Origin of the sequence: Yersinia alsatica, from assembly GCF_902170305.1 — a bacterium.
Taxonomy (GTDB): Bacteria; Pseudomonadota; Gammaproteobacteria; order Enterobacterales; family Enterobacteriaceae; genus Yersinia; species Yersinia alsatica.
Genome location: NZ_CABHWW010000038.1, coordinates 24,861 through 49,697 on the forward strand (window position 1 = coordinate 24,861; position 24,837 = coordinate 49,697).

Here is a 24,837-nt window from a genome sequence, read left to right on the forward strand (position 1 = left end):
TTAGTCAAAATTCATTTTGCTGGCTTTCAAATTCAGTATCGCGAGTGCGCCTACCAGAATGAAAATCAGAGTGGCAATAGCCGCAGCCAGGCCAAAGTCTTGCCCGCCGCCCCCTTCAAAGGCCACGCGGTAGGTGTAGTTAACCAGTAAATCGGTATATCCCGCCGGAGTGCTGGTGCCAATCATATCCGGGCCACCTCGGGTTAATAACTGAATCAATACGAAGTTATTAAAGTTAAAGGCAAAACTGGCAATCATCAGCGGGGTCAGCGGCTTAATCAGCAATGGGAAGGTAATGCGGAAAAAGTTCTGGAATGGCCCGGCACCATCCATGGCAGAGGCTTCATATAAGTCATCTGGAATGGCTTTCAGTAGCCCCATGCACAAAATCATCATGTAGGGGTAACCGAGCCAGGTATTCACAATCAAAATCATGCTCTTGGCGGTGAGTGGATCACTGAACCACTCAGGTTTGATGCCAAATAGCTGATTAAGCATCAAGTTGATTTCGCCAAAGCTTTGGTTGAATAACCCTTTGAAAATCAATATCGAGATAAAGGAGGGCACAGCATAAGGCAGGATCAGCAACACCCGATAAATCGCTTTGCCTTTCAATGCCTCCCACTGCACTACGCAAGCCAATACCATGCCGACGGCAACCGTCAGAATGACACTCATGACTGAGAAGATAATGGTCCAAATAAAGATTGAGATAAATGGCTTCTGGATACCTTCATCTTGCAGCACCCGCAGGAAGTTTTTCCAGCCGATAGTGATGGTAAAGCCGGGGCTGAGTTTCTCGTTTTCCCACTGACCCTCTGCATTCACGGCCTGATAAAAACCGACATCAAGGTTTGGCCGATAAATTACGCCAGTTTGTTTATTAATCAATTCATTGCCGTCGGCCCCCAACTTATACAGTGGGCTGGTTTCGGCGAATTGGCGCAGTGAACTCATGCGCAGCTCGCCGCCATTTGGCAGGATAGCGACCAGCCCGCTCAGTGCCTGACGATTCTGGGTAATGATGCGCAGTGAGGCTCGTTCCCCAGTTTGTTCTGTGCTGGTTGGTGCGACTTTTATTTTTTGCCCGACAGCCTCATTCAAGCTGAAAGGCTCAGAAATCAGTAAGGTATTGTCATCAGGTGCTGTGAGCTGCAAGCGCCATTGGTCGTTGCTTGGATACAGACCAAAGGTAAATGTTTTACCGGTCTGGAATTGCCGGTCCATTAAGACGGACTGGGCGCGCTCAAAGGTTAACTGATTGGTACTGCTGTAGTTGGTAAAGGCGATGGCGATGGTGCAAATCAAGGGGAACAGAACAAACAGCCCCATACCCGCGACACCGGGATAAACATAGCGCCAGGCATAAGCGCGGCGATTGGCGAAAACATACAGCCCCAGACTCACCAGAATCAGCGTCACGATGGCAAAAAGATATTCACCCTGAGCATACATCAACATGATCAAATAGCAGGTGAATAGACTTAATGTGCCAATAATCAGCCATTTAAGTGCATCACTTTGCCACCAGGCAATTTTCTTTTTACGGCTTTGAAACTCGGTGTGGGATAACTGCATAATGGTCCCTTTCATACTCTTCGTACTTGACGTTACAGCGACGTTAGCTGCTCTCGTTACTCGGCCCATCCTTGAACCTCGCCTCTGCGAGGCCGCTGCAAGCAGCGTTCAAATCTGCTCCCTGCCGATTTGTCACCCGAATCACTTACCTTGTGTAAGCTCATCGGGATTTGTTCGTTGGCTGCCTTGCTGCAACATCAATTACTTTGAGTAATGTTGCAGCAAGTATTCTCGGGGCATAGTGAATCTATTATTTGACGATACGGGCGGCTGCGTCGTTCAGGGCAGCTTCCACGGTTTGGCGACCACTGATGGCATTCAACACTGCACTACGGGTTGCGTACCAGAAGGCGGCCATTTGTGGAATATTCGGCATGATTTCGCCTTTAGTGGCGTTTTCCATGGTTGCCGCAATACGTGGATCTTTTGCCAGTTGCTCTTGGTAAGATTTCAGTGCAACTGCGCCCAGCGGTTTGTCTTTATTGACTTCAGCCAAGCCTTGGTCGGTCAGCAGGTAGTTTTCCAGGAACTCGGTCGCCAGTTCTTTGTTCGGGCTGGCGGCGTTGATACCGGCAGTCAGGACACCCACGAACGGCTTGGATGGTTGGCCATGGAAGGTTGGCAGCAAGGTCACGCCATAATTGATTTTGCTCTTATCAATGTTGCTCCATGCCCAAGGACCATTGATGGTCATCGCTGTTTCGCCTTTATTAAAGGCCGCTTCGGCGATGGAATAATCGGTATCAGCATTGATGTGTTTGTTTTTCACCAGATCGACAATAAATTGCAGGCCAGCTTTCGCACCAGCATTGTTCACGCCGACGTTTTTCACATCATAAACACCGTTTTCAAATTTGAAGGCATAACCGCCGTCAGCGGCAATAACTGGCCAAGTGAAGTACGGTTCTTGCAGGTTCCACATGATGGCGCTTTTGCCATTGGCACGCAGTGTTTTATCCAACGCTGGAATTTCTTCCCAGGTTTTCGGTGCTTCTTTCAGCAGGTCTTTGTTATAAATCAGAGACAGCGCTTCTACCGCCACTGGATAACCAATCAGCTTGCCATTGAAACGCACCGCGTCCCATGTGAATGGGAACAGTTTTTCCTGGAAGGCTTTAGATGGACTGATTTCTGCCAGCAAGCCAGATTGTGCGTAGCCGCCAAAGCGGTCATGCGCCCAGAAGATGATGTCTGGACCATCGCCGGTGGCTGCGACTTGCGGGAATTTTTCTTCCAGTTTGTCTGGATGCTCGATAGTGACTTTGATGCCGGTATCTTTCTCAAATTTCTTACCGACTTCTGCCAGCCCGTTATAGCCTTTATCGCCATTGATCCAGATAACCAGTTTGCCTTCTTCAATCTTGGCAAAAGCAGAGGAAGAGAGCACCAGCGTGGTTAACGCTGAAAGGGCCAAAACACGTGCGGTCTTACCAATGCCGGATTTTGTGAAGCTGCTAGTCATAATCCAATCCTTTTATCCAATTTTGTGGGTACCGATTTTTACGCTGCCATATTGAGTCACAACCCGATACCCCATCATCCTCCCCCCGTCTACGCCCCCCGGTCGGTTATTGTGACCCAGTTAACACTGCGGCCTATTCTGTGGTGTCAGGCACAATAATGCAGGTCGAAATTTGCAGGCCAGATCACGTATTTGTATTTACAGTGGAACTTCTGCCCGCATTGGTCGTTCCCTCATCCTCCCATCTCCTCCCCCATGAAAAACTTTGTTACGGATGATTACCTAATAGTGTCACTCCCGCACTATCACCACCATTGAAAAGCAGCACCGTCATTGAAAAGTACCAATGAAACACCGCCATCAATAAAAGGGTGTTGTTCGGTTAATTATTACCCAGCCAGATCAATGCGTTGAAGCGCTAAGCAACATGCAGCCCTATACTCAGGCCGCGACGTCGTCCGAGGCAACCAGGCTCAAAGCATGGCGGTACGGCGCGCTGCAAGAGAGTCATCAGGGGACTGGGAGTAATTGATGGGTCATGCCGGAATTTGCTTCCGCCATTTTTCTTCAGTCAGGTTCATATGAAAAGTTGTTTGCGTAAGCAAAGGAGTAACACATGGCTAATGTAACGCTGAGCGGCGTTTATAAGGCCTTTGGTGAGGCTGTGATTTCCAGAGATATCAATCTGGAGATCGATGACGGTGAATTTGTGGTGTTTGTTGGGCCATCCGGGTGTGGAAAGTCAACGCTACTGCGGATGATTGCCGGCCTTGAGGACATTACCTCAGGTGAATTGTTGATTGGTGGCAAGCGGATGAATGAGGTGCCGCCGTCTGAACGTGGCATCGGCATGGTGTTCCAGTCATATGCGCTTTATCCCCACTTGTCGGTGGCGGAGAACATGTCCTTCGGCCTGAAATTGGCCGGTGTGAAGAAAGCCGAAATTAACCAACGGGTGAATCAGGTAGCAGAAGTGCTGCAACTGGCTCACCTGCTGGAACGGCGGCCAAAAGCACTTTCAGGTGGTCAGCGTCAGCGTGTTGCGATTGGTCGTACTTTGGTCGCAGAGCCGGATGTGTTCTTGCTCGATGAGCCACTTTCCAACCTGGATGCCGCGCTGCGAGTACAGATGCGCATTGAGATATCCCGGCTCCATAAGCGCTTGGAACGCACCATGATTTACGTCACTCACGATCAGGTCGAAGCCATGACATTGGCCGACAAAATTGTGGTGCTGGATGCAGGCAATGTCGCGCAGGTAGGTAAGCCGCTTGAGTTATATCACTACCCAGCCAACCGCTTTGTTGCGGGCTTTATCGGCTCGCCAAAAATGAATTTTTTACCGGTTAAAGTGACCGCCGCTGAACCTCGCCAAGTACAGATAGAACTGCCCAATCGCCAGTTAGTGTGGCTGCCGGTGGAAGGTACGCAGGTTCAGGTTGGTGCAAATCTGTCTTTGGGTATCCGCCCGGAACATCTGCTGCCAAGCAGTGCCTCTGAAGTCACGCTGGAAGGCGAGATTCAAGTGGTAGAGCAACTGGGTAATGAGACTCAAATTCACATCCAAATCCCGGCAATACGTCAGAACCTGGTTTACCGCCAGAACGACGTGGTGCTGGTAGAAGAAGGTGCAACATTCGCCATCGGTCTGCCACCGCAGCGCTGTCATCTGTTCCGTGAAGATGGCACTGCCTGTAAGCGGCTGTACCAAGAACTGGGCGTCTAGTTACCACGGCGTCTGGTTTTGGAAAATGTAAAGCACGCATGCCGATAGGCAAATATAACAGGAGATTACTGATGACTACTCTGCGCAAGTTACCGATAGCACTGGCTGTTGCCGCTGGTGTCCTTTCCACTCAAGCTATGGCTGTCGATTTCCACGGGTATGCACGTTCTGGTATCGGTTGGACGGGAAGTGGTGGCGAACAACAATGTTTCAAAGCAACTGGTGCTCAAAGTAAATACCGTCTGGGTAACGAGTGTGAAACTTATGCGGAAATTAAATTAGGTCAGGAATTGTGGAAAGAAGGCGATAAGAGCTTCTACCTGGATACCAACGTAGCCTATTCCGTTTCACAGCGTGATGACTGGGAATCTACAGACCCCGCTTTCCGTGAAGCCAACGTTCAGGGTAAAAATCTAATTGATTGGTTGCCTGGCTCCACCATGTGGGCAGGTAAACGCTTCTATCAACGTCATGACGTTCATATGATCGACTTCTACTACTGGGATATTTCCGGCCCAGGTGCAGGTTTGGAAGCGATTGATTTGGGCTTCGGCAAGTTATCTATCGCAGCAACCCGTAACTCTGAAGCGGGTGGTTCAAGTGCCTGGATTGACAATCAGCGTAAAAACGCCGACCACACGGTCAACGATGTGTACGATATCCGTTTAGCCGGTTTAGAAACTAACCCAGGCGGTACACTGGAATTTGGTGTGGATTATGGTCGTGCCAATCCTGAAGATGATTATGCGTTAGCACCGAATGCCTCTAAAGATGGCGTGATGCTGACTGCTGAACATACCCAAAGCATGATGGGTGGCTTCAACAAATTTGTTGTTCAGTATGCCACTGACTCCATGACTTCATCTAACAGCGGCCATTCACAAGGTACCAAAGTTGATAACAATGGCCACATGCTGCGTATTATTGACCACGGTGCCATCAACCTGGCTGAGAAGTGGGATCTGATGTACGTCGGTCTGTATCAGGACACTGACTGGGACAACAACAACGGGACCACTTGGTACAGCGTGGGTGTTCGTCCAATGTATAAATGGACCAATATCATGAGTACCTTGGCAGAAGTTGGCTATGACAATGTTAAGTCACAACGTACTGGCGACCGCAATGGTCAGTACAAACTGACACTGGCACAACAGTGGCAGGCAGGCGACAGCATCTGGTCACGTCCAGCAATCCGCGTCTTTGCAACTTATGCGAACTGGGATGAGAAGTGGGGCTATAACGATGTACAAGTCAATGGCGTGAACAGTGCCGATTATGGTCTGGCACAAAATGGCAGCATCGGTACTAACAGCCGTGGTAAGAGCAATGAAGTGACCTTCGGTGCTCAATTCGAAGCCTGGTGGTAACAGCGATTCTTCAGCCGCCTACGGGCGGCTGTTTGCTTAACGCACCATAAAGCGACAACCCAAAAAGGTTATATATTGGTTAACTTTGCCGACCTTGCCTGGCACAGTTACGTATGAGGGTATAACAATGAAAAAGAATCTTCTGACACTCTGTCTGGCATTGGCTCTGGGGGTGACTACACCGCTGGCAGCACAGGCCGCATCTACGATTTCTCCGGCGAATGTTTCCATCGCGCCGACCATTAGCACCGCAACATTACAGCAGTTGCCCTGGCAGCCATTAGTGCCGCCAGCAACTGAGGAAATTAAGCTCACCGCAGCTAGCCCACAAATTTCTCAAGGGAATGTTGAAGGCGCGGTTGCCGCCTTTGCATTGCCCGCCGATCGTGGCTCAATGGAGATCACGCTCAGCAGCTTAGTGTCTAATAACCAACTATTTTCTCCTAGCGTATTAGTTTTAGACGAACAGATGCGCCCGGCGGCTTATTACCCGTCCAGCTATTTCACTTATGAAAAAGCGGGCATCATGGTCAATGACCGGTTGCAAGGGGTGATGAAACTGACTCCGGCACTGGGCCAAAAACAGATCTATCTGCTGGTCTATACCACCCGCGAAGATTTAGCGAAAACCACCACACTACTGGCCCCGGCCAAGGCTTATGCCATGGGGGTGGGTAATGCGGTGCCCGATATCCCAGATCCTATCGCCAAACATACGCCAACCGGCAACTTGAAAATTAAGGCGACAGCTGAGCAGGGCATGGGCAATATTATGATTGGCTTGATGCAGCCAGCAGCGCAGTCGGCCCCTGTGGTGGTGGGCAATAGCGCTCAACCGGCAGCGGTAGCCGCACCGACATCAGCGCCGGCCAAACCCGCAGAGCCAATGCTGAGTGAGACGGAAACCTACTTCAACCAGGCGATTAAAGACGCGGTGAAATCCGGCGATGTCGATAAGGCGCTGAAATTGTTGAACGAAGCGGAACATTTGGGCTCAACTTCAGCCCGAAAAACCTTTATTAGTAGTGTAAAAGGCAAGGGGTAAATCCCGGCACTGCTGAATATGGCTAGATGGTTGGTGCGCCTTGGCGCACCTTTTTTCTCGCTACCATTCGAGTTACCTATTTTGGGGGGAATATAAAAGATAGATAAGGTTCTATCAGACCGGGAATAGCGCCAGTATCGGTATCTTGGATGAGATGCCGAAGAGTCGCAGCTAAAGGCTCTTTATTGTTCAGCTAATCAGTTAAAGGAATTGATTGATGTTGAAGAATACTCAACTCTGTTTATGGATTGTGTTACTCCCATGGTTAGTCCCGTTTGCAGAAGAAAATATTTTGTTGCCCCCCCTAATCCCGCTCTCTATCGCTGCTCAGCATCCTTCTTTCCATAACGTTCAGCAGTTACCTATAAAGGTGACGGCAAGAGATCATCTGCTGTTGGATAAATTGGCTGAAGAGCTGCCCAATGTCAGCTCAACATCGGAGCCAGTATTTAGCCACGCAATGCAGTTAATTGATAATGCCAAAGAACTGGATCAGAAAAGGTGGGCGCAACAATTCCCAGAAATCAGTGATGCCCGGGTGGGCAGAATTGTCGATCTTTATCTGCAACTTTATGATGTAGAAGGTATTGAATATGCGGATGGTGTCGATAACTTATTGCATTTAAGGCCCGGATTAACTGCGGCTCAAGGATATGAAAAAGCCCGAATAGCCAGTTTGGAGCGCGACATACTTTTTAAGCTATCCCAACAAGGCCTGACACTGTCCCAAGCAGAAAAACTGACCCCACTTGCTGCCCTCAGCCTTGCCTGGCGGCTACAGCAAGAGCATCAATCCACGTTAGCTGCATTATCCACAGCCATTTATCAGCCTGAAAATAAAGCGATAAAAATTCAGGCGACAATACTTTTCAACCTTTCCCATTATGGCAATCACTATGGTGAAATAACGGCAGTTGCTACGACGGATTTGAATGATTGGGGCGTGGATCAACTGGCGGGGTCGGAACAACCGGTCTCCCGAGCCGCCCGAGCATTGAGGGTTATCCACCAAGGGACTCATGCAACACCCGCGAAAGTGACATCTGATGACGCTTATCTTGCCAATGGTTTTGCACCGAAAAATGCCCAAGGGCGCTATCTGCAAAGCCAGTCGTCGGAATTGGAGGAGATGATTTTAGTCGGATGTATCCAGATTGGATTTGATGTTTGCAGCCAACAAGATTTCACTCAATTTCTTGATCTTCAACACGCCGTCGGCAGTCTTGAGTTTTCGCTCAAAAATACCCTTAAGTTACATTATCAATTACAAGGCCAATCCCTTGATCAATTGGAAAATAAGAATGCCGAGCAACTGTATAACTTATTACTTCAAGAAGAAGGGCAAATGCAGCAAGTCGGAGGGATTGGTTACAGCCCGACGGTTATCTTCTTATCCCATTTCAGCCAATCTAATGAAGTTGAGCCTTTAACGTTAGAGCAAACAGCAAGTGCATTAAAACGTATTGCTGAATCAATGGATGTCTCCCATTTGCCTGAGTTAGCTCAGATTACCTTTGAGCGAATAAAACAATCAGCAGACTATATTATTGATAATACAGCCATTGATGTGGAGCGCGATAGATTTGAGTGGGACCTTAAGGCGCTCACTGAATATTTTGAGCCAGACCATCCCTTATACCCGCTGATGCATGACAGACCCTACAAAACTGAGCAAGAAAGGATAGCGCGGCAATTAGATTATCTTGATATGCGTTTGGCCTATCGCCATCTTCCCGCAGCATTTGATGAGGATCAGGCGATAAGAGCTATTCTGACAGAGAAAGGAGTTAGAAAAATTGATGATTCCAGACGATATATTTACCGTCAGGATCTCCAGTCCGGTTTTCCGCAGAAGGAATATGACTTACCGGTTAATGAATTTAAACGACGCCGGGATGCCAGCAGCCACTTTGTTGCCAATATGTCGATGCCCGGCAACAACGGCCGGCCAATTAACGTGTTCGACACGCTAGAGGCGAAAAAAGCTGAGTATTATGACCAAATCAAATCTCACCCGGCAATTCGGGCTCAGGCCATTAGGGCATTAATTGCTGAAGGTCGGCGGCCAAAGGGCGGTGCGCTGCAAGATAAAATCAACAACCTTGCCAAGGACTATCGACCAGAATCCGAGAATTCGCGTTTTTGGGGCAATGCCTGGACGATGTTGGAAAACCATTGGACTTGTAAACTGCCAGTACCGAATCCCATGTGCACTATCGCCAGAGTGGAAGGGCCGCGCTACCGCAATGAAAAAGAGAATATGGCGGCAGGTATGACGGCAATGGTGATGGAGGCAGGTCTGCTTAGAGGAATGGAAAGGGGTGTGGTGACGCTAGAAAATGCCCCGCCAGGTATTGATCCTGTGTTGTCTCCCACGTTATCGGCCGAGATAGACATATCAGAAGAGGCGATCGAGCCGGGTCACCGTGCCATACAAAACCCACATGGTAAACCCATTGAAGTGCAACTTATTGAACTTAAAGACCCTGCCTTGCCAAGTGGAAAGCGCGCAGCTTGGGTTAGACAAGGAGGGAGCGGGGCTTATTGGGAAGTTGATGTCGCCACCGGTCAAGACTTGGGCATGGTATTGAAAGACGGCCCTCAATTTGTCAAACCGGGCAAATTACTGGGCGGGGGGCCATCTCAATCAAAAGTTTTACGCCCTGTTAAATTAGGTAAAAAAATAGGTAGTGGGCGGGCTGGAGATGTCTATTTTGATGCCGGTAACCCTGGTTTTGTGTTAAAGAAATTGGCTACACAAGATGAGTTTCTTATAACCGAAATCCATACGAAAGAAGTTGAATTTTTTAATCGATATTATGGTGAAGGTTCTTCTGAGTTAATTCTAGATAAAAATCAATACTATATAAGAATGTATAATGTGCCTGGGGCAACTTTGGCAGAGATGACGGGTAAAATTTTCCCGTCAAATGCAAAAGAGAGGTTTTTCAGCATGATGGACGATTTGGGGTATTACAATATCATCCATAATGATTTGCACTTGCGTAATGTTTTATATGACCCAAAAACTAACACCTTTTACCCTATCGATTTTGATAATGCTTTCGATGGATATTATTCACCAAGAGATTCAAATAACGGATCTCAAAATCAGGGAATAAATATGAGAGTTAAAATTATCCTAGAACACATTGAAAAATATACTAAAAATTAGCCATAAGGATAATGTCGCTGGTCTGAATAAAAAAGTAACCTAGTGCCGCCTGAGCTTCATTCTGCGCTACAATGGTTGTCTATTTAGCCATTACCAATTGCGGGGATGGGTGTTTTATCCTCGGCAGGGAGCGAGCCGCATGTCTACCGGCGATGCATCAATTTTAAAGCCTATCCACTGGTGTGCCCTTGAGCACCCGACTCTTCCTGCGAACATCGCCGACTGGTTGATGGAGCTGGGGTCGATGACCCGACGTTTTGAACAGCATTGCCAACGGGTTCATGTTGAACCGCAGCGGGAATGCTTTATTGTGCGTAATGAGTTGGGAGAGGATGCGGAGCATTTACCCGTAAGTGAACGTTATTGGCTGCGAGAAATTGTGTTGTGTGGTGATAATGAACCGTGGCTGCTTGGCCGCACAATTATCCCGGAAGAAACCTTGTCTGGCCCTGATAGGGCGCTGGTGGACTTAGGGACATTACCGCTCGGGCGCTATTTATTTGGTGGTGACAATTTAACCCGGGATTATATTCAAGTGGGGCGGCAAGATACCCTATGGGCGCGCCGTTCGTTACTCCGCTTATCGGGTAAGCCTCTGCTATTAACTGAAGTTTTTTTACCGGCTTCGCCGCTTTATACCAAATAACGTAGCTTCAGTAGTGTGATGTGGTGGTGAGATTTTGGAGACTGATAAATTGAAGGGAAGTACAGTTCAGAGCAAATGGCTGGCTTATTGCCGTTTGATGCGTATTGATAAACCCATTGGCTCATTATTACTGCTATGGCCGACATTGTGGGCGCTGTGGCTGGCAGGGCAAGGTATCCCCGAAACCAAGATACTGATTGTCTTTGTGCTGGGTGTTTTTTTCATGCGCGCGGCTGGCTGTGTCGTCAATGATTATGCTGACCGACATATTGATGGCTTTGTGAAACGCACCGCATCCCGGCCATTGCCGAGCGGTCTCATCAGTGAGAAAGAAAGTAAAATCCTGTTTGTGGTCTTGGTGTTACTGTCGTTTGGGTTGGTATTAACGCTCAATAGCATGACTATATGGTTATCACTGGCAGCACTGGCATTGGCTTGGGTTTATCCCTTTATGAAGCGGGTTACCCACTTGCCACAAGTGGTGCTGGGGGCTGCATTTGGTTGGTCAATTCCGATGGGGTTTGCCGCCGTGAGTGAAAGCCTACCTCTGGCTTGTTGGTTGCTCTTACTGGCCAATATCTGCTGGACGGTGGCTTATGACACTCAATATGCCATGGTTGATCGTGATGATGATCTGAAGATTGGTGTTAAATCCACGGCAATTTTATTTGGTCAGTATGACAAGTTAATCATTGGCTTACTGCAATTGGCAACACTGGTATTGATGGTGGCGATCGGCTGGCTGATGAATCTGGGCGGCGCGTTTTATTGGTCCGTCTTGCTGGCAGGCGCGCTGTTTGTGCATCAACAGAAGATGATTGCCCAGCGTGAGCGCGACCCATGTTTCCGCGCTTTCCTGAACAATAACTATGTGGGCTTGGTGTTGTTCCTTGGGATTTTAGTGAGTTACATGTAAAAAAATGGCCAGATGATTTATCTGGCCATTCTATTTCTAATCTTATGCCAAAGGATTAATCTTCCGATTCATCCTCGGTTTCAGGGGCTGGCAACTGATTGCTGGTTTCAGCCGGCATACTGACGCTTTCTATTGTCAGCTTCACTTCCGGTGTCATCAACGCACTCAGCATGTTGTAAACTTCCAGCGTATGTTCCTGAACGGCATCACCGCTATCACTGATATATCCCTCTTCGCGCAAGGTACCTACCAGGGTTGAGAACACGGCTTTATCGAAGAATTCCGGTGCATTAATTCCATGCAGTACAGACAAGCGCTGCGCCATAATGCGGCTCTCTTTCTCCAATGCCCCACGATTGATACTGGGGTTAGCACTGAGTAATGACAGCGTAATCGCATAACGTTGCAGTGTCTCACGCACACCTGCTGCCAATAATTGCAGAGGGCGAATACGGGCTGGGTTCAGCACCAATTCATGCCCTTTATCACAAATCAGCTGCTGGCGAGCCAGTTCATCAATTAAAGTATCCAATGTTTGTGGCAGCTGTTCTTTACTGTAATGCAGGAACAGTTCGGCTTTTAACATCGGATAAATCATGCTGATTTGACGCAATAATTCAGCGCGAGTAATGCGGCGGTGGTACATCACCATACTGGCAATCAACGACGGCAGCATCAGCAAGTGCTGGATATTATTGCGATAATAGGTCATCAGCACGGCTTGTTCCCGTGGCAGGATGATAATGTCACCGATATTGTCTTTCTCCACCTCAAACTTATTCATATTCAAGGCGTGATTAAGTAACTCTTCCGGCGTTTTATCCGGCACGGTGACATCTTTTGCATAAGGCACATTGCGCATCAATTGTAGATAGCAATCGAGCTGCTCAAGCAGTTGCTCACGGGTTAGTGAGCGCTGACGTGAAGCTAACAATGCGGTAGAACACAGGTTCATGGCATTTGCCGCCGCCGCATTGTTAATTCTGACCATAATCTTACCGGCCAAATCATTGACCGCCGGTGTCAGCCAGCTTGGACGCTGCGCTTCAATGGGGTCGATAGCATCGCGCCATTGCGGCACATTGGTGTTCAGATAAGTTGTGAGCGGGATCGGCTCACCAAAGTTGACGTAGCCCTGACCCAGATTGCGCAACTTGCGCAGGCCACGCACCATCTGCAACAGGTTTTCCTTCTCTTTGGTGGCTCCTCTCAGCTCTTTGGCGTAGGTGCCCACTTCCATCACATGTTCATAACCAATGTAGATTGGCACTAGGGTGATTGGCCGTGAACCACCGCGCAGCATGGCTTGGATAGTCATCGACAGTGTGCCGGTTTTAGGCTCCAGCAAACGGCCTGTACGCGAGCGACCACCTTCAACAAAGTATTCCACTGAGTAACCCCGGGTGAACAGTTCGCCCAGATATTCGCGGAACACGGTTGAATAGAGTTTGTTGCCTTTAAAGGTGCGGCGGATAAAGAAGGCACCCAAGCGACGGAAAATCGGGCCAGCAGGCCAGAAGTTAAGGTTAATACCGGCAGCAATATGCGGCGGTACCAGCCCTTGATGATAAAGCACGTAAGAAAGCAGCAAGTAATCCATATGGCTGCGATGGCAAGGCACATAGACAATTTCGTGGCCATCCTGCGCCAACTGCCGCACACGCTCGGCATTATGGACATTAATACCCTGATACAAACGGTTCCACGTCCAGCTCAGTACCCTGTCAGACAGACGCACGGCTTCATAAGAGAAGTCTGCGGCAATTTCTTCCATCAGCGTAATGGCATTTTGCTGTGCTTTCTCGTGGGAGATTTTCTTGGTACGTGCTTCATCTGCCACGGCTTTTTCAATCGCCTTGGAAGCCAGCAGCTTTTTGAATAGGTCTTGACGATCCGGCAAGCTTGGGCCTACTGCGGCCAGACGCTGGCGAGAGAAGTGCATCCGCGCGACGCGTGCCAACTTATGGGCGATAGTTTTATCGGTACCATGCTCGCTGGCCATTCGGCGCAATGATACTGTGGTCGAGAAACGCACAAAACTATCGCGGCCCAGCCACAATACGGCAAAGAATTTCTGCACACCATTCAGTACACGCAAATGTGGTGTACCATGGCCTTCGCGCCCAGGAGAACGACCAAACATCACCGAAACCGGCAGCATTTGGATATCCAGCGCTGGATTATTACGGTGCAGATCCAGATAATCGTGGAATATTTTTACCGATTCCTGCTTAGGAGCGTAATAACGAAAGACCCTCGGGCCATTATCGATAAACACATGGCTAGGCAGCTGTACACCATCAATTTCCAATGGAATCAATGGGTCAGGTAGATCTTGTGCCTGACACTGTGCTCGCAAAGTCAGCAAATCGGCCTTAGAATTGTAAGGCAAAACGTACAGAATAGGACGAGAAGGGTCTAACCCTAACTCAGTCACAGGATCTGCCGGAATAACCTTGCTTTTTACCAACAATTTAAGTGGTAAATTCAGTAACTTATAATATATTTTACGCCAACCTGACATAACTACATGAAGCCTCTTGTTAGCAATTCGTCGCAAGGATACCAGAAACTGGTTTTGAGATCTGTGGTGATAAGACAACAGAAAGCGGCAAAAATCATCATTAACTTAAGATAAAGGCAATAAATCATGGCGAATCAATCAACAGGGCTAACTCGAATCTTTAAAGCGACCGGTTATTCTGTGAAAGGCTTAAGTGCTGCCTGGAAAAATGAGGCCGCTTTTCGCCAAGAAGCCGTGGCTGCCATACTGGCTATCATACTGGCCTTCTGGTTGGATGTAGATGCTTTAGCGCGTATTTTATTGGTTGGCAGTGTGGTGTTAGTGATCATTGTTGAGGTGATCAACAGTGCCATTGAAGCCGTGGTCGATCGTATTGGCAGTGAGTTTCATGAACTTTCAGGCCGGGCCAAAGATATGGGCTCCGCCGCAGTGTTTCTCGCCATTCTGTTAGCGCTATTTATATGGGTAACCGTACTTTGGCAGCATGCTGGCTAGTTATGTCCCCCATAACGCCGATGACCTTAAGCATAGCGAGTAATACGATAAAAATAAGCTGTGATTAATCCCTGTTTTTGTTCACTCTTTGGTTCCCAATACCGGCTTACCTGTATATACTCACAGCAAGACTGTATAAACAAACAGGGGGCGAAATGAAAGCACTTACTACCAGACAGCAAGAGGTTTATGACCTGGTGCGCGATCACTTAGCGCAAACAGGTATGCCGCCGACCCGTGCCGAAATTGCGCAGCGTCTGGGATTCCGCTCTCCTAACGCCGCTGAAGAGCATTTAAAAGCACTGGCCCGCAAGGGTGTTATTGAGATTGTCTCTGGCGCTTCCCGTGGTATTCGTTTACTGATGGAAGAAGAAGATGGTTTGCCGCTGATTGGCCGCGTGGCCGCGGGTGAACCACTGCTAGCACAGCAGCATATCGAAGGGCACTACAAAGTTGACCCATCCATGTTTAAGCCAAGTGCAGATTTTCTATTGCGGGTGAATGGAATGTCGATGAGAGATATCGGTATTCTGGATGGCGACCTGTTGGCGGTACATAAAACACAAGATGTACGTAACGGGCAAGTGGTTGTTGCGCGCATTGATGATGAAGTAACGGTAAAACGTTTGAAAAAACAAGGTAATATCGTGCAGCTTCTACCTGAAAATACCGAGTTCCAGCCAATTATTGTCGATTTGCGAGAGCAAAGCTTCACTATCGAAGGGCTGGCCGTTGGTGTCATCCGTAATGGCGATTGGATCTGATCCTCGCTATTGATGTATACCCTTCGAGCAAGGAGGGTATACAATTTATTTAATTTCTCGCCAATATATTCATGCTTATATTGAGATTGAGAACAATCCGATAATAAGCTATTACTTACTGTTTTAACTGAATATTACCTGCTTTCATTTTTGATCCCTTGCCCAAATTATAGTGATTAATATTTGCTTGGCTTTAATTATTAGTCTCAGCTGCTATAGTTATTCACACGGTAAGCAAAACAACCTGAGTTAATTTAAATTATGACTGTGAGTGATTAATTTAAACCAAGGTTGCTGTTATAAAGAGAGAATGTTTACCGTGATTAATTAAATAGACTGACTAATTCCAAGGTAGCGGAGATATTATGAATAAAGATCAAGCCGATGGTAACTGGAAGCAGTTTAAAGGAAAAGTGAAAGAGAAATGGGGCAAGCTCACCGATGATGACCTTAAGGTCATAGAAGGCAAGCGTGACCAGTTGGTAGGGAAAATCCAGGAGAAATACGGCTATCAGAAAGAGCAAGCCGAGAAAGAAGTTAAAGCCTGGGAAGACCACAGCAAATATCGCTGGTAACAGCGTTAAATGGAATTAAACTGATATCGATATAAGTTAATTGGGTCTCTCACTTTATAGAATATATATTATTAAGTCGTGATATTAATAACGAACCTTATTCTATTTATTCCTATTCTCATATCGATAGACACAAGGAAGTGTCTAATTCTATTTCTATCTCACCCTATGGATGTTATTAACTCAAATTGTTGGTATTAAATTTTATTATTATAAATTTAATATTACGCTGCCGCCATTCGGACGACAGCCTGATTTTTATCGCCAGAGACTATTTCTTTTTAGCCACAATAGAGTGGTCATGATCACAATGATCGTGGCTTTCACAGGCTTCAACTTCTCCGCATTCAGCACATAGGCCATGAGCCTCTACCACGCTATGGCGCAGGGTAAAACCTGATTGCTGCGCTAATTGCGCCAGCGCTTCTTCAATGCCGACAGTCGTACGCTCAGTCACAATTTTGCAGCGATCACAGATAAATAGCGCAGAGGTATGAGTGGGCTCTTCAAAGTGATGGCACAGCACATAACTGTTCGCTGATTCTACGCGGTGAATAAACCCTTGCTCCAACAAAAAATCTAATGCGCGGTAAACGGTTGGTGGCTTAGCTTGTGGTTCCGATACGCGTAGCAAATCCAACAGATCATAAGCACTGATTGCACCGGGTTGTTGTGCCATTAAGCGTAATACTTCAAGACGTTGCGGTGTCAGCCGGACGTTACGTTGTTGGCAAAGGCTTTCAGCCTGAGCAAGCAGCTTTTCCTGATTGATTGAGTTCATGGTTTCATCCCGCAGCGTTTGAATGGAACAGATTTTATCATATTTACGGTTAATCACCGATAGGTGAAAAAGTGCCGGGCAGTGGAGTGTCACAATTTTGGTAATTTACCGGAATATCTCCCTTTTTACGGCACAACTATCACTCAGGCAGTCATAGCAAGGTTCTATGGTATAATCACGCATTCCATCCCTTGATCTCGTGTGTTTAATGCGCAATATCAATGGGTAATTGATGCAATAATAACCGATGAAATCACAGTAAATGCACCAAGCTCAGACTTTTTCCAGCACTCAGGCAGATAAGCCACACTATCCCCTACAGCGTTTCTCCGTCGCGCCGATGCTCGATTGGACAGATCGTCATTGTCGTTACTTTCATCGTTTGTTAACCAAACAGACGTTGCTGTATACCGAGATGGTCACCACAGGGGCGATTATCCATGGTAAAGCCGACTATCTGGCTTATAGCGAACAAGACCATCCGGTAGCCTTGCAACTGGGGGGCAGTGACCCGCAAGCCTTAGCCCATTGTGCCAAGCTGGCGGAACAGCGTGGATACAATGAAGTAAATCTGAATGTCGGTTGCCCCTCTGATCGGGTGCAAAATGGCCGTTTTGGTGCCTGCTTAATGGCTGAAGCCAATCTGGTTGCTGATTGCATTAAAGCCATGCGTGACGTGGTTTCTATTCCGGTCACGGTGAAAACCCGTATTGGGATTGACCAACTGGATAGTTATGAGTTTTTGTGCGAATTCGTGCAAACCGTCGCGGAACGTGGTGAATGTGATATTTTCACGATTCATGCCCGTAAAGCCTGGCTTTCAGGGCTGAGCCCGAAAGAAAACCGCGAAGTTCCGCCACTGGATTATGAGCGGGTTTATCAGCTCAAACGTGATTTCCCGGCGCTAACTATTGCCATTAACGGCGGCGTCAAAACATTGGCTGAAGCCAAAGAGCATCTTAAACATGTTGATGGCGTGATGATGGGGCGAGAAGCCTATCAAAACCCAAGTATTTTAACGCAAGTGGATCGCGAGCTGTTTGATCCCAATGCGCCAGTGGTTGATAGCGTTAAGGCTATCGAAGCACTTTATCCTTATATCGAGCAGGAACTGTCCCGTGGTGCTTATTTGGGTCATATAACCCGGCATATTCTTGGTATTTTCCAAGGGATCCCCGGTGCGCGCCAATGGCGTCGTCATTTGAGTGAAAATGCGCATAAACCTGGGGCTGATGTTTCCGTGGTAGAACAGGCACTCGCGCTGGTGACTCGCCCACAGCACAATTCGCTGTAGGAAACTTCACTATAAGTTAGTCAATTTGACCATGCCTGCCAGTGTTTTGGCAGGCTGTGTTTTATCTATAGCTTGTAAATTCAATCTGTTAACCTTATTTTCAGGTTGGCACGTTTCTTGTAATACTCCTGATAAAGCCCCTGTTTAAATGTAATGCATGGGAACAAACAATTATTAAGGAGCCAACCATGTTTGAAATTCTCTTTGTTATCGGCTTTTTTATCATGTTGATGGTGACCGGCATTTCTCTGTTGGGCATATTCGCCGCTTTGATGGTCGCTGCTGCTTTAATGATGTTGGGCGGGTTATTTGTGATGATGATTAAGCTGTTGCCATGGTTGATTCTGGCTGTCGTCGTGGTCTGGATCTGGCGTTCGATGCAAAAACCTGTTGTAAGGCGCTACTGATTATTTTGTTTTCTTGCGGGAGCGATCACAGGCTGAAAGTTTAGTCAGGATAATTCTTGGGAAAACGTATTTTTTCCTGAATCAGCTTGCTAGGATGCTAGCCGATACGATTCGTTATCACATTTTCATCCCTGCCAGAGGATAAAATAGCTGTATAAACGGCAACGTCATTTAAGTGAATATGCCTCTGACAGAATACCCTGCTATACCCCTACATGTGCATCAAAGAAAGCGTTAAAACAAAAGGCTCCCTAATCGGAGCCTTTTGTTTTTTATCATATTACTGAAAATATGCTTTACGGGATGAGCAGACTGGAACCGGTTGTCTGACGGCTTTCTAATATTTCATGGGCGCGACGAGCCTCTTGTAGCGGGAATTTTTGAGCCTCCGCTACATCCACTTTAATCGCGCCACTGGCAATCAATGAAAACAGCTCATGGCTGGCCGCTTCCAATTCTTTTCGATTAGTGACATAAGCATTCAGCGATGGGCGGGTAACATACAGCGCGCCTTTTTGGTTCAGTATTGCAAGGTCAACGCCAGTCACTGGGCCAGAGGCATTGCCGAAACTGACTAACAATCCTCGGCGTTTTAGGCTATTGAGTGAATCTTGCCAAGTGCTTTTCCCTACCGAGTCATACACCACACCCACTTTTTCACCGTGGGTCAGCTCGGCCACTCGCTCGGCGATATTTTCTGTGCGGTAGTTGATGGTGGCCCAGGCACCATTGGCTTTTGCCAACTCGGCTTTCTCATCAGAGCCGACACTGCCAATCAGTTTTGCACCGAGCGCTTTTGCCCACTGGCAGGCAATCAACCCAACCCCACCGGCTGCCGCATGGAATAAGAATACTTCGCCGGGTTTGATTTCATGGGTTTGGCGTAATAAATACTGGACTGTCAGCCCTTTAAGAAATGAGGCTGCGGCTTGTTCGAAAGAGATTTGCTCAGGAAGTAGGGCAATTTTCTCAGCGGCGACATTATGGACTTCGCTGTAAGCGCCAAGAGCGGATTGAGCATAAACGACCCGGTCACCGGCTTTTATGGTGCTAACTGATGAGCCGACTTTAGTGACAATCCCGGCAGCTTCAGTCCCTAGTCCACTGGGGAAGTGGGGCGGTGGATAGAGCCCACTGCGGATATAGGTGTCGATGTAGTTAATACCGATAGCTTTGTTTTCTACCTGAACTTCATCAGCCGCGGGATCCACCGGCGTAAAATCAAGATATTGCAACACTTCCGGCCCGCCAACGGTGCTAAATTGAATATGCTTTGCCATGTTAGCTCCTTCGTATTTAGTGTATTTTCACCCTACAGTGTTCTACACGCAGAGCCAAGATCTTGCTAATACCGATAAGTAATAGGGAATTCATAATTACCCTTCGGATATCATCGCGTATACTAAGCCACTGTATTTTTTATTCGTCGTTTTTCTCTTCGCAACAAAGGTAAAGAACACTTTTCATGGCAGCGAAAAAACCAACCAACAATATGACAGAGCCACGAGACCGCCAGATGGAAGGGCTGAAACTCCCGCCTCATTCACTGGAGGCAGAGCAGTCCGTGTTGGGCGGTTTGATGCTGGATAATGAACGCTGGGATAACGTTTCCGAGCGTGTTGCCAGCAAGGACTTTTTCAGCCGCCCGCATCGCCGGATCTTTACTGAAATGCAGCGTTTGCTGGAAAACAGCAAGCCGATCGACTTGATCACCTTATCTGAGTCACTGGAACAAAAGGGTGATTTGGAGTCCGTAGGTGGCTTTGCTTATCTCGCGGAATTATCAAAAAATACGCCAAGTGCCGCGAATATCGGTGCTTATGCTGACATCGTGCGCGAACGTGCTGTAGTACGTGAAATGATCTCTGTTGCCAACGAGATAGCCGATGCCGGTTATGATCCTCAAGGTCGTAGCAGTGAAGATCTGCTGGATCTGGCGGAATCCAAAGTATTCCAGATCGCAGAAAGCCGGGCTAATAAAGATGAAGGCCCGAAAAGCGTCGATCAGATCCTCGAAGCCACTGTGGCGCGAATTGAGCAGCTTTATCAACGGCCACATGATGGTGTCACCGGTGTTTCAACCGGTTTTGCTGATTTGGATAAAAAGACTGCTGGATTGCAGAAATCAGATTTGATCATTGTGGCGGCGCGTCCATCGATGGGTAAAACCACCTTTGCGATGAACTTGTGTGAAAACGCCGCGATGATGCAGGAAAAACCGGTATTGATCTTCAGTCTGGAGATGCCCGGCGACCAGATCATGATGCGTATGTTAGCCTCATTGTCACATGTCGATCAGACCCGCATCCGTACCGGCCAACTGGATGATGAGGATTGGGCGCGGATCTCCAGCACCATGGGCATATTGATGGAAAAGCGCAATATGTACATCGATGACTCCTCCGGCCTGACACCAACTGAGGTGCGTTCTCGTGCGCGGCGTATTTTCCGTGAGCACGGTGGTTTGAGCTTGATTATGATCGACTACCTGCAATTGATGCGGGTGCCGTCACTGTCAGATAACCGTACATTAGAAATTGCAGAAATTTCACGCTCCCTGAAAGCCTTGGCGAAAGAGCTACAAGTGCCGGTGGTGGCGCTGTCGCAGCTTAACCGTAGTTTGGAGCAACGTGCCGATAAACGCCCGGTAAACTCCGACTTACGTGAATCCGGTTCTATTGAGCAGGATGCCGACTTAATCATGTTTATTTACCGTGATGAGGTTTATCACGAAAACAGTGATGAGAAAGGGATCGCTCAGATTATTTTGGGTAAACAGCGTAACGGCCCGATCGGTTCTGTTCGGCTGAAATTTAATGGTCAATGGTCGCGCTTTGATAATTACGCGGGCCCGCAATACGACGACGAATAGCGAGTAACAACTATCCCCTGCGAATCTGATGTTACCTTGCGGTAGCACCAATTTCTTTGGGTATAATATTGATAATTAAGGATAAGAAATGAAAGCGGCAACAGCAGTAATCGACCGCCGCGCTCTGCGACATAACTTGCAACAGGTACGGCGCATGGCGCCGCAAAGTCGCCTGATTGCCGTTGTGAAAGCAAACGCTTATGGCCACGGTTTATTAGAAACAGCGCATACCTTACAGGATGCCGATTGCTATGGTGTCGCGCGGATCGGCGAAGCTCTGATGCTGCGATCCGGTGGGATCGTCAAACCGATTTTGTTGTTAGAAGGCTTTTTTGCTGCCGAAGATCTGCCGATCTTGGTGGCTAACCGTATCGAAACCGCAGTACATAGCATTGAACAGCTGGAAGCGCTGGAAGTTGCGACTCTCTCCGCCCCGATTAATGTTTGGATGAAACTGGATACCGGTATGCACCGCCTGGGTGTTCGCCCAGAACAGGCCGAGGCTTTTTACCAGCGCTTAAGTGCATGTCGAAATGTTATTCAGCCAGTCAATATCATGAGCCACTTTAGCCGGGCAGATGAGCCGCAAGTGGATACTACTCGCCAGCAACTCGACTGCTTCGATACCTTCGCGAAGGGTAAACCGGGCAAGCAATCTATTGCGGCGTCTGGCGGCATTTTGCTGTGGCCAGAGGCCCACCGCGATTGGGTTCGTCCGGGCATCATACTGTATGGCGTTTCACCGATGGACGAGCCTTATGGTAGCCATTTTGATCTGCTACCAGCAATGGCATTGAAATCCAGCCTGATTGCTGTTCGTGAACATAAAGCCGGTGAACCCGTCGGCTATGGCGGTACTTGGGTCAGTGAGCGGGATACCCGTTTGGGTGTGGTGGCCATTGGTTATGGCGATGGTTATCCGCGCAGTGCGCCATCGGGAACGCCGATGTGGGTCAATGGGCGCGAAGTCGGCATTGTGGGCCGGGTCTCAATGGATATGATTTCAGTTGATTTGGGGCCGGATGCTACGGATAAAGTCGGTGATGAAGTGCTGCTATGGGGCGCGGAATTACCGGTTGAAAAAATTGCGGCACGCACCGGAATCAGTGCCTATGAATTGATTACTAAGCTGACCTCCCGTGTTGCGATGGAATATCTAGGGGAATAAGGTAAGCTGCATAAGTCATTCACTGCCATATACCCGCCATACTGATAAGTTGCCGCAAGCTGGCAACTCGGATTATTTAGGGTATAGACAATCATTATCAATCTAGGAGTGCAGCGCCGTGTTCCAAAATGTTGACGCCTACGCAGGTGATCCGATCCTGTCACTGATGGAAAGTTTTAAAGCCGATAACCGAGCTCACAAAGTGAACTTGAGTATTGGGCTTTATTACAATGAACAGGGCGAGATCCCGTTGATGCAGGCAGTGAAGACGGCGGAAGCACAGCTGAGCGCTCAGCCACACGGGACGCCAGTCTATTTACCGATGGAAGGTCTGCAATCTTATCGTAGTGCTATCCAGCAATTATTATTTGGTGCCGAGCACCCCATGCTGGCACAGCAGCGGGTTGCAACAATCCAAACTGTCGGTGGTTCTGGTGCATTGAAAGTGGGCGCTGATTTCCTGAATCACTACTTCCCAGATTCACAGGTCTGGGTCAGTGATCCTACCTGGGAAAACCACGTCGCTATTTTTAGTGGCGCAGGTTTTAAGGTGAATACCTATCCCTATTTTGATAACGACAAGCTGGGTGTGAAGTTCGACCAAATGCTGGCAACTTTGCAGCAGTTACCGGCTAGAAGCATTGTGTTATTACACCCTTGCTGTCATAACCCGACGGGTTCTGATCTGACCAATGCACAGTGGGATCAGGTTATTGAAGTGGCTAAAGGCCGTGATTTAATCCCATTCCTTGATATTGCTTATCAGGGATTTGGTGCCGGGCTGAATGACGATGCTTATGCTATTCGAGCGATGGCTGCTGCTGAATTGCCGTGCCTTATCAGTAACTCCTTCTCTAAAATTTTCTCACTGTATAACGAGCGGGTCGGTGGCCTGTCTGTAGTGTGTGAAAGTGAAGAAGCTGCTGGCCGCGTATTGGGGCAGTTAAAAGCCACGGTGCGCCGTAACTATTCCAGTCCGCCAAACTTTGGGGCACAAGTTGTTGCAAAAGTCCTGCATGACAGCGAGTTAAAAGTGCAGTGGCAGACTGAAGTTGAAGAGATGCGCTTACGTATTATTGAAATGCGCCGCACTTTGGTACAAGCCTTAAAAGCGTCGCTGCCCAATCGTAATTTTGACTACTTGCTGCAACAGCGCGGGATGTTCAGTTACACCGGTTTTAGCGCAGCACAGGTAGACCGGCTGCGTGAAGAGTTTGGCGTGTATCTGATTGCCAGTGGCAGAATGTGCATGGCGGGCGTCAATCACAGCAATGTTCAGCGCGTTGCGGCGGCTTTTGCTGCGGTGCAGTAATCTGAGTGAGATTCAGGTGATAGTCATCTGAGGCGATAACCATTGAAGGCGATAGGTAATATCGCCTTTTTCTTTTATTTTTTCTACCTTATTTCCGCCACTTACCCCGATCTTCGACTTGTTTTCACCTTATCCCATGGCTGTTAATAGATTAAAGAATATACTAATTAGTGCGGTAGATTCATGCCAAACGATCATTCATCGCTCACAGTAAATCTGTTGTTATAGGTGCAAGCTAGCCTTGCAGCAGGTTGCTGTTCGGATGGAATGAAATCTTTATGAGGCCCTTTCGCTAGACGGCACCGGCCCATGACAGGAGATATACCCATGAATAATTCGGCATTACTAGAATACTGTTTGTCCAAACCAGGGGCAGAGCAGAGTGACCATGAGATGTGGCAGGCAAATCAAATTAAAGTCGCAGATGTGATGTTTGCTATGGTGGGTAAGACGGGTGGGCGCCCCTCTATTTCATTGAAAACCAGCCCTGAATTGGCCGAAAGCCTACGCGAGCAACATCCGGAGATCGTGCCGAGTGAACACTTGAATAAAGCGCACTGGAACACGGTGTTTCTGGATGGAAAATTACCAAACTCACAGTTCTATTCACTGATTGACCGCTCTTATCAATTGGTATTACAGGGGTTATCAGCCCAGAGACGGCAGGAGTTAGTTGTTTGAGAACTGAGAAAATAATAGTGTTTGGGGCAATACACTGATTGCCCCA

Annotated in this window: 20 protein-coding genes and 1 pseudogene; 16 read left to right on the forward strand and 5 right to left on the reverse strand. The window is 48.0% G+C overall.

The window, feature by feature from the left end; translation table 11 throughout:
- Together malF and malE are read right to left on the reverse strand one after the other, a co-directional pair.
- Positions 1–1,578, reverse strand: a complete 1,578-nt coding sequence (gene malF / locus FTA96_RS21475; RefSeq protein ID WP_050318540.1) for a maltose ABC transporter permease MalF — start codon at positions 1,576–1,578, stop codon at positions 1–3.
- Positions 1,579–1,828: 250 nt separating this feature from the next.
- Positions 1,829–3,040, reverse strand: coding sequence for a maltose/maltodextrin ABC transporter substrate-binding protein MalE (gene malE / locus FTA96_RS21480; protein WP_050110826.1), 1,212 nt, complete (start codon positions 3,038–3,040; stop codon positions 1,829–1,831).
- A 370-nt stretch (positions 3,041–3,410) separates the two neighbouring features.
- Between malE and FTA96_RS23820 the strand changes: the two are divergent.
- The 7 genes and pseudogenes from FTA96_RS23820 to ubiA all read left to right on the forward strand — a co-directional run.
- Positions 3,411–3,664 (forward strand): annotated as a pseudogene (locus FTA96_RS23820) (hypothetical protein); the annotation flags it as partial.
- Positions 3,657–4,766: a maltose/maltodextrin ABC transporter ATP-binding protein MalK gene (malK, locus tag FTA96_RS21490; RefSeq protein WP_050110824.1), complete on the forward strand. Its 1,110-nt coding sequence runs from the start codon at positions 3,657–3,659 to the stop codon at positions 4,764–4,766. The pseudogene FTA96_RS23820 and the gene malK, both read left to right, overlap by 8 nt.
- A gap of 71 nt (positions 4,767–4,837) precedes the next feature.
- Positions 4,838–6,136 carry a maltoporin gene (locus FTA96_RS21495; protein WP_050110821.1) on the forward strand — a complete coding sequence of 433 codons (1,299 nt, stop codon included), beginning with the start codon at positions 4,838–4,840 and terminating at the stop codon, positions 6,134–6,136.
- Between the two features lie 127 nt (positions 6,137–6,263).
- Complete coding sequence (gene malM, locus FTA96_RS21500; RefSeq protein ID WP_050123168.1) at positions 6,264–7,181, forward strand: maltose operon protein MalM; 918 nt, start codon at positions 6,264–6,266, stop codon at positions 7,179–7,181.
- A 217-nt stretch (positions 7,182–7,398) separates the two neighbouring features.
- A complete protein-coding gene (locus FTA96_RS21505) occupies positions 7,399–10,356 on the forward strand; it encodes an OspG family effector kinase (RefSeq protein ID WP_145574861.1) in 2,958 nt (985 codons plus the stop codon).
- Positions 10,357–10,495: 139 nt separating this feature from the next.
- A complete protein-coding gene (ubiC, locus tag FTA96_RS21510; protein WP_050110817.1) occupies positions 10,496–11,002 on the forward strand; it encodes a chorismate lyase in 507 nt (168 codons plus the stop codon).
- Positions 11,003–11,051: 49 nt separating this feature from the next.
- On the forward strand, positions 11,052–11,918 hold the full coding sequence (gene ubiA, locus FTA96_RS21515) for a 4-hydroxybenzoate octaprenyltransferase (RefSeq protein ID WP_032911631.1): 867 nt from the start codon (positions 11,052–11,054) through the stop codon (positions 11,916–11,918).
- A 55-nt stretch (positions 11,919–11,973) separates the two neighbouring features.
- Here ubiA and plsB read toward each other — a convergent pair whose 3' ends face one another.
- On the reverse strand, positions 11,974–14,442 hold the full coding sequence (gene plsB / locus FTA96_RS21520) for a glycerol-3-phosphate 1-O-acyltransferase PlsB (RefSeq protein WP_050110815.1): 2,469 nt from the start codon (positions 14,440–14,442) through the stop codon (positions 11,974–11,976).
- Positions 14,443–14,568: 126 nt separating this feature from the next.
- Here plsB and FTA96_RS21525 point away from each other — a divergent pair, with 126 nt between their 5' ends.
- From FTA96_RS21525 to FTA96_RS21535, 3 genes are all read left to right on the forward strand, one after another.
- A complete protein-coding gene (locus FTA96_RS21525; protein ID WP_050110813.1) occupies positions 14,569–14,937 on the forward strand; it encodes a diacylglycerol kinase in 369 nt (122 codons plus the stop codon).
- Positions 14,938–15,092: 155 nt separating this feature from the next.
- Positions 15,093–15,701, forward strand: a complete 609-nt coding sequence (gene lexA, locus FTA96_RS21530; RefSeq protein WP_050110812.1) for a transcriptional repressor LexA — start codon at positions 15,093–15,095, stop codon at positions 15,699–15,701.
- Between the two features lie 365 nt (positions 15,702–16,066).
- Positions 16,067–16,276 (forward strand): CsbD family protein, encoded by a 210-nt coding sequence (locus FTA96_RS21535; RefSeq protein WP_050110809.1) that lies wholly within the window; start codon positions 16,067–16,069, stop codon positions 16,274–16,276.
- Positions 16,277–16,547: 271 nt separating this feature from the next.
- Here the strand turns inward: FTA96_RS21535 and zur are convergent, their stop codons facing one another.
- Positions 16,548–17,057 (reverse strand): zinc uptake transcriptional repressor Zur, encoded by a 510-nt coding sequence (gene zur, locus FTA96_RS21540; protein ID WP_050110832.1) that lies wholly within the window; start codon positions 17,055–17,057, stop codon positions 16,548–16,550.
- 262 nt (positions 17,058–17,319) lie between these two features.
- Between zur and dusA the strand changes: the two genes are divergently transcribed.
- On the forward strand, positions 17,320–18,351 hold the full coding sequence (dusA, locus tag FTA96_RS21545) for a tRNA dihydrouridine(20/20a) synthase DusA (protein ID WP_050318544.1): 1,032 nt from the start codon (positions 17,320–17,322) through the stop codon (positions 18,349–18,351).
- 188 nt (positions 18,352–18,539) lie between these two features.
- Positions 18,540–18,758, forward strand: a complete 219-nt coding sequence (gene pspG, locus FTA96_RS21550) for an envelope stress response protein PspG (RefSeq protein ID WP_145574864.1) — start codon at positions 18,540–18,542, stop codon at positions 18,756–18,758.
- 296 nt (positions 18,759–19,054) lie between these two features.
- On the opposite strand, the gene FTA96_RS21555 is transcribed toward pspG, so the two are convergent.
- Positions 19,055–20,038, reverse strand: a complete 984-nt coding sequence (locus FTA96_RS21555; RefSeq protein ID WP_145574867.1) for a quinone oxidoreductase — start codon at positions 20,036–20,038, stop codon at positions 19,055–19,057.
- 185 nt (positions 20,039–20,223) lie between these two features.
- Between FTA96_RS21555 and dnaB the strand changes: the two genes are divergently transcribed.
- The 4 genes from dnaB to FTA96_RS21575 all read left to right on the forward strand — a co-directional run bounded on the left by dnaB (position 20,224) and on the right by FTA96_RS21575 (position 24,791).
- Positions 20,224–21,630: a replicative DNA helicase gene (gene dnaB, locus FTA96_RS21560; RefSeq protein ID WP_004711204.1), complete on the forward strand. Its 1,407-nt coding sequence runs from the start codon at positions 20,224–20,226 to the stop codon at positions 21,628–21,630.
- An 88-nt stretch (positions 21,631–21,718) separates the two neighbouring features.
- Positions 21,719–22,798, forward strand: a complete 1,080-nt coding sequence (gene alr, locus FTA96_RS21565) for an alanine racemase (RefSeq protein ID WP_050110804.1) — start codon at positions 21,719–21,721, stop codon at positions 22,796–22,798.
- Between the two features lie 118 nt (positions 22,799–22,916).
- On the forward strand, positions 22,917–24,110 hold the full coding sequence (locus FTA96_RS21570; RefSeq protein WP_050123179.1) for an amino acid aminotransferase: 1,194 nt from the start codon (positions 22,917–22,919) through the stop codon (positions 24,108–24,110).
- A gap of 327 nt (positions 24,111–24,437) precedes the next feature.
- Positions 24,438–24,791: an MmcQ/YjbR family DNA-binding protein gene (locus FTA96_RS21575; RefSeq protein WP_050110802.1), complete on the forward strand. Its 354-nt coding sequence runs from the start codon at positions 24,438–24,440 to the stop codon at positions 24,789–24,791.
- Positions 24,792–24,837: the final 46 nt, after the last annotated feature.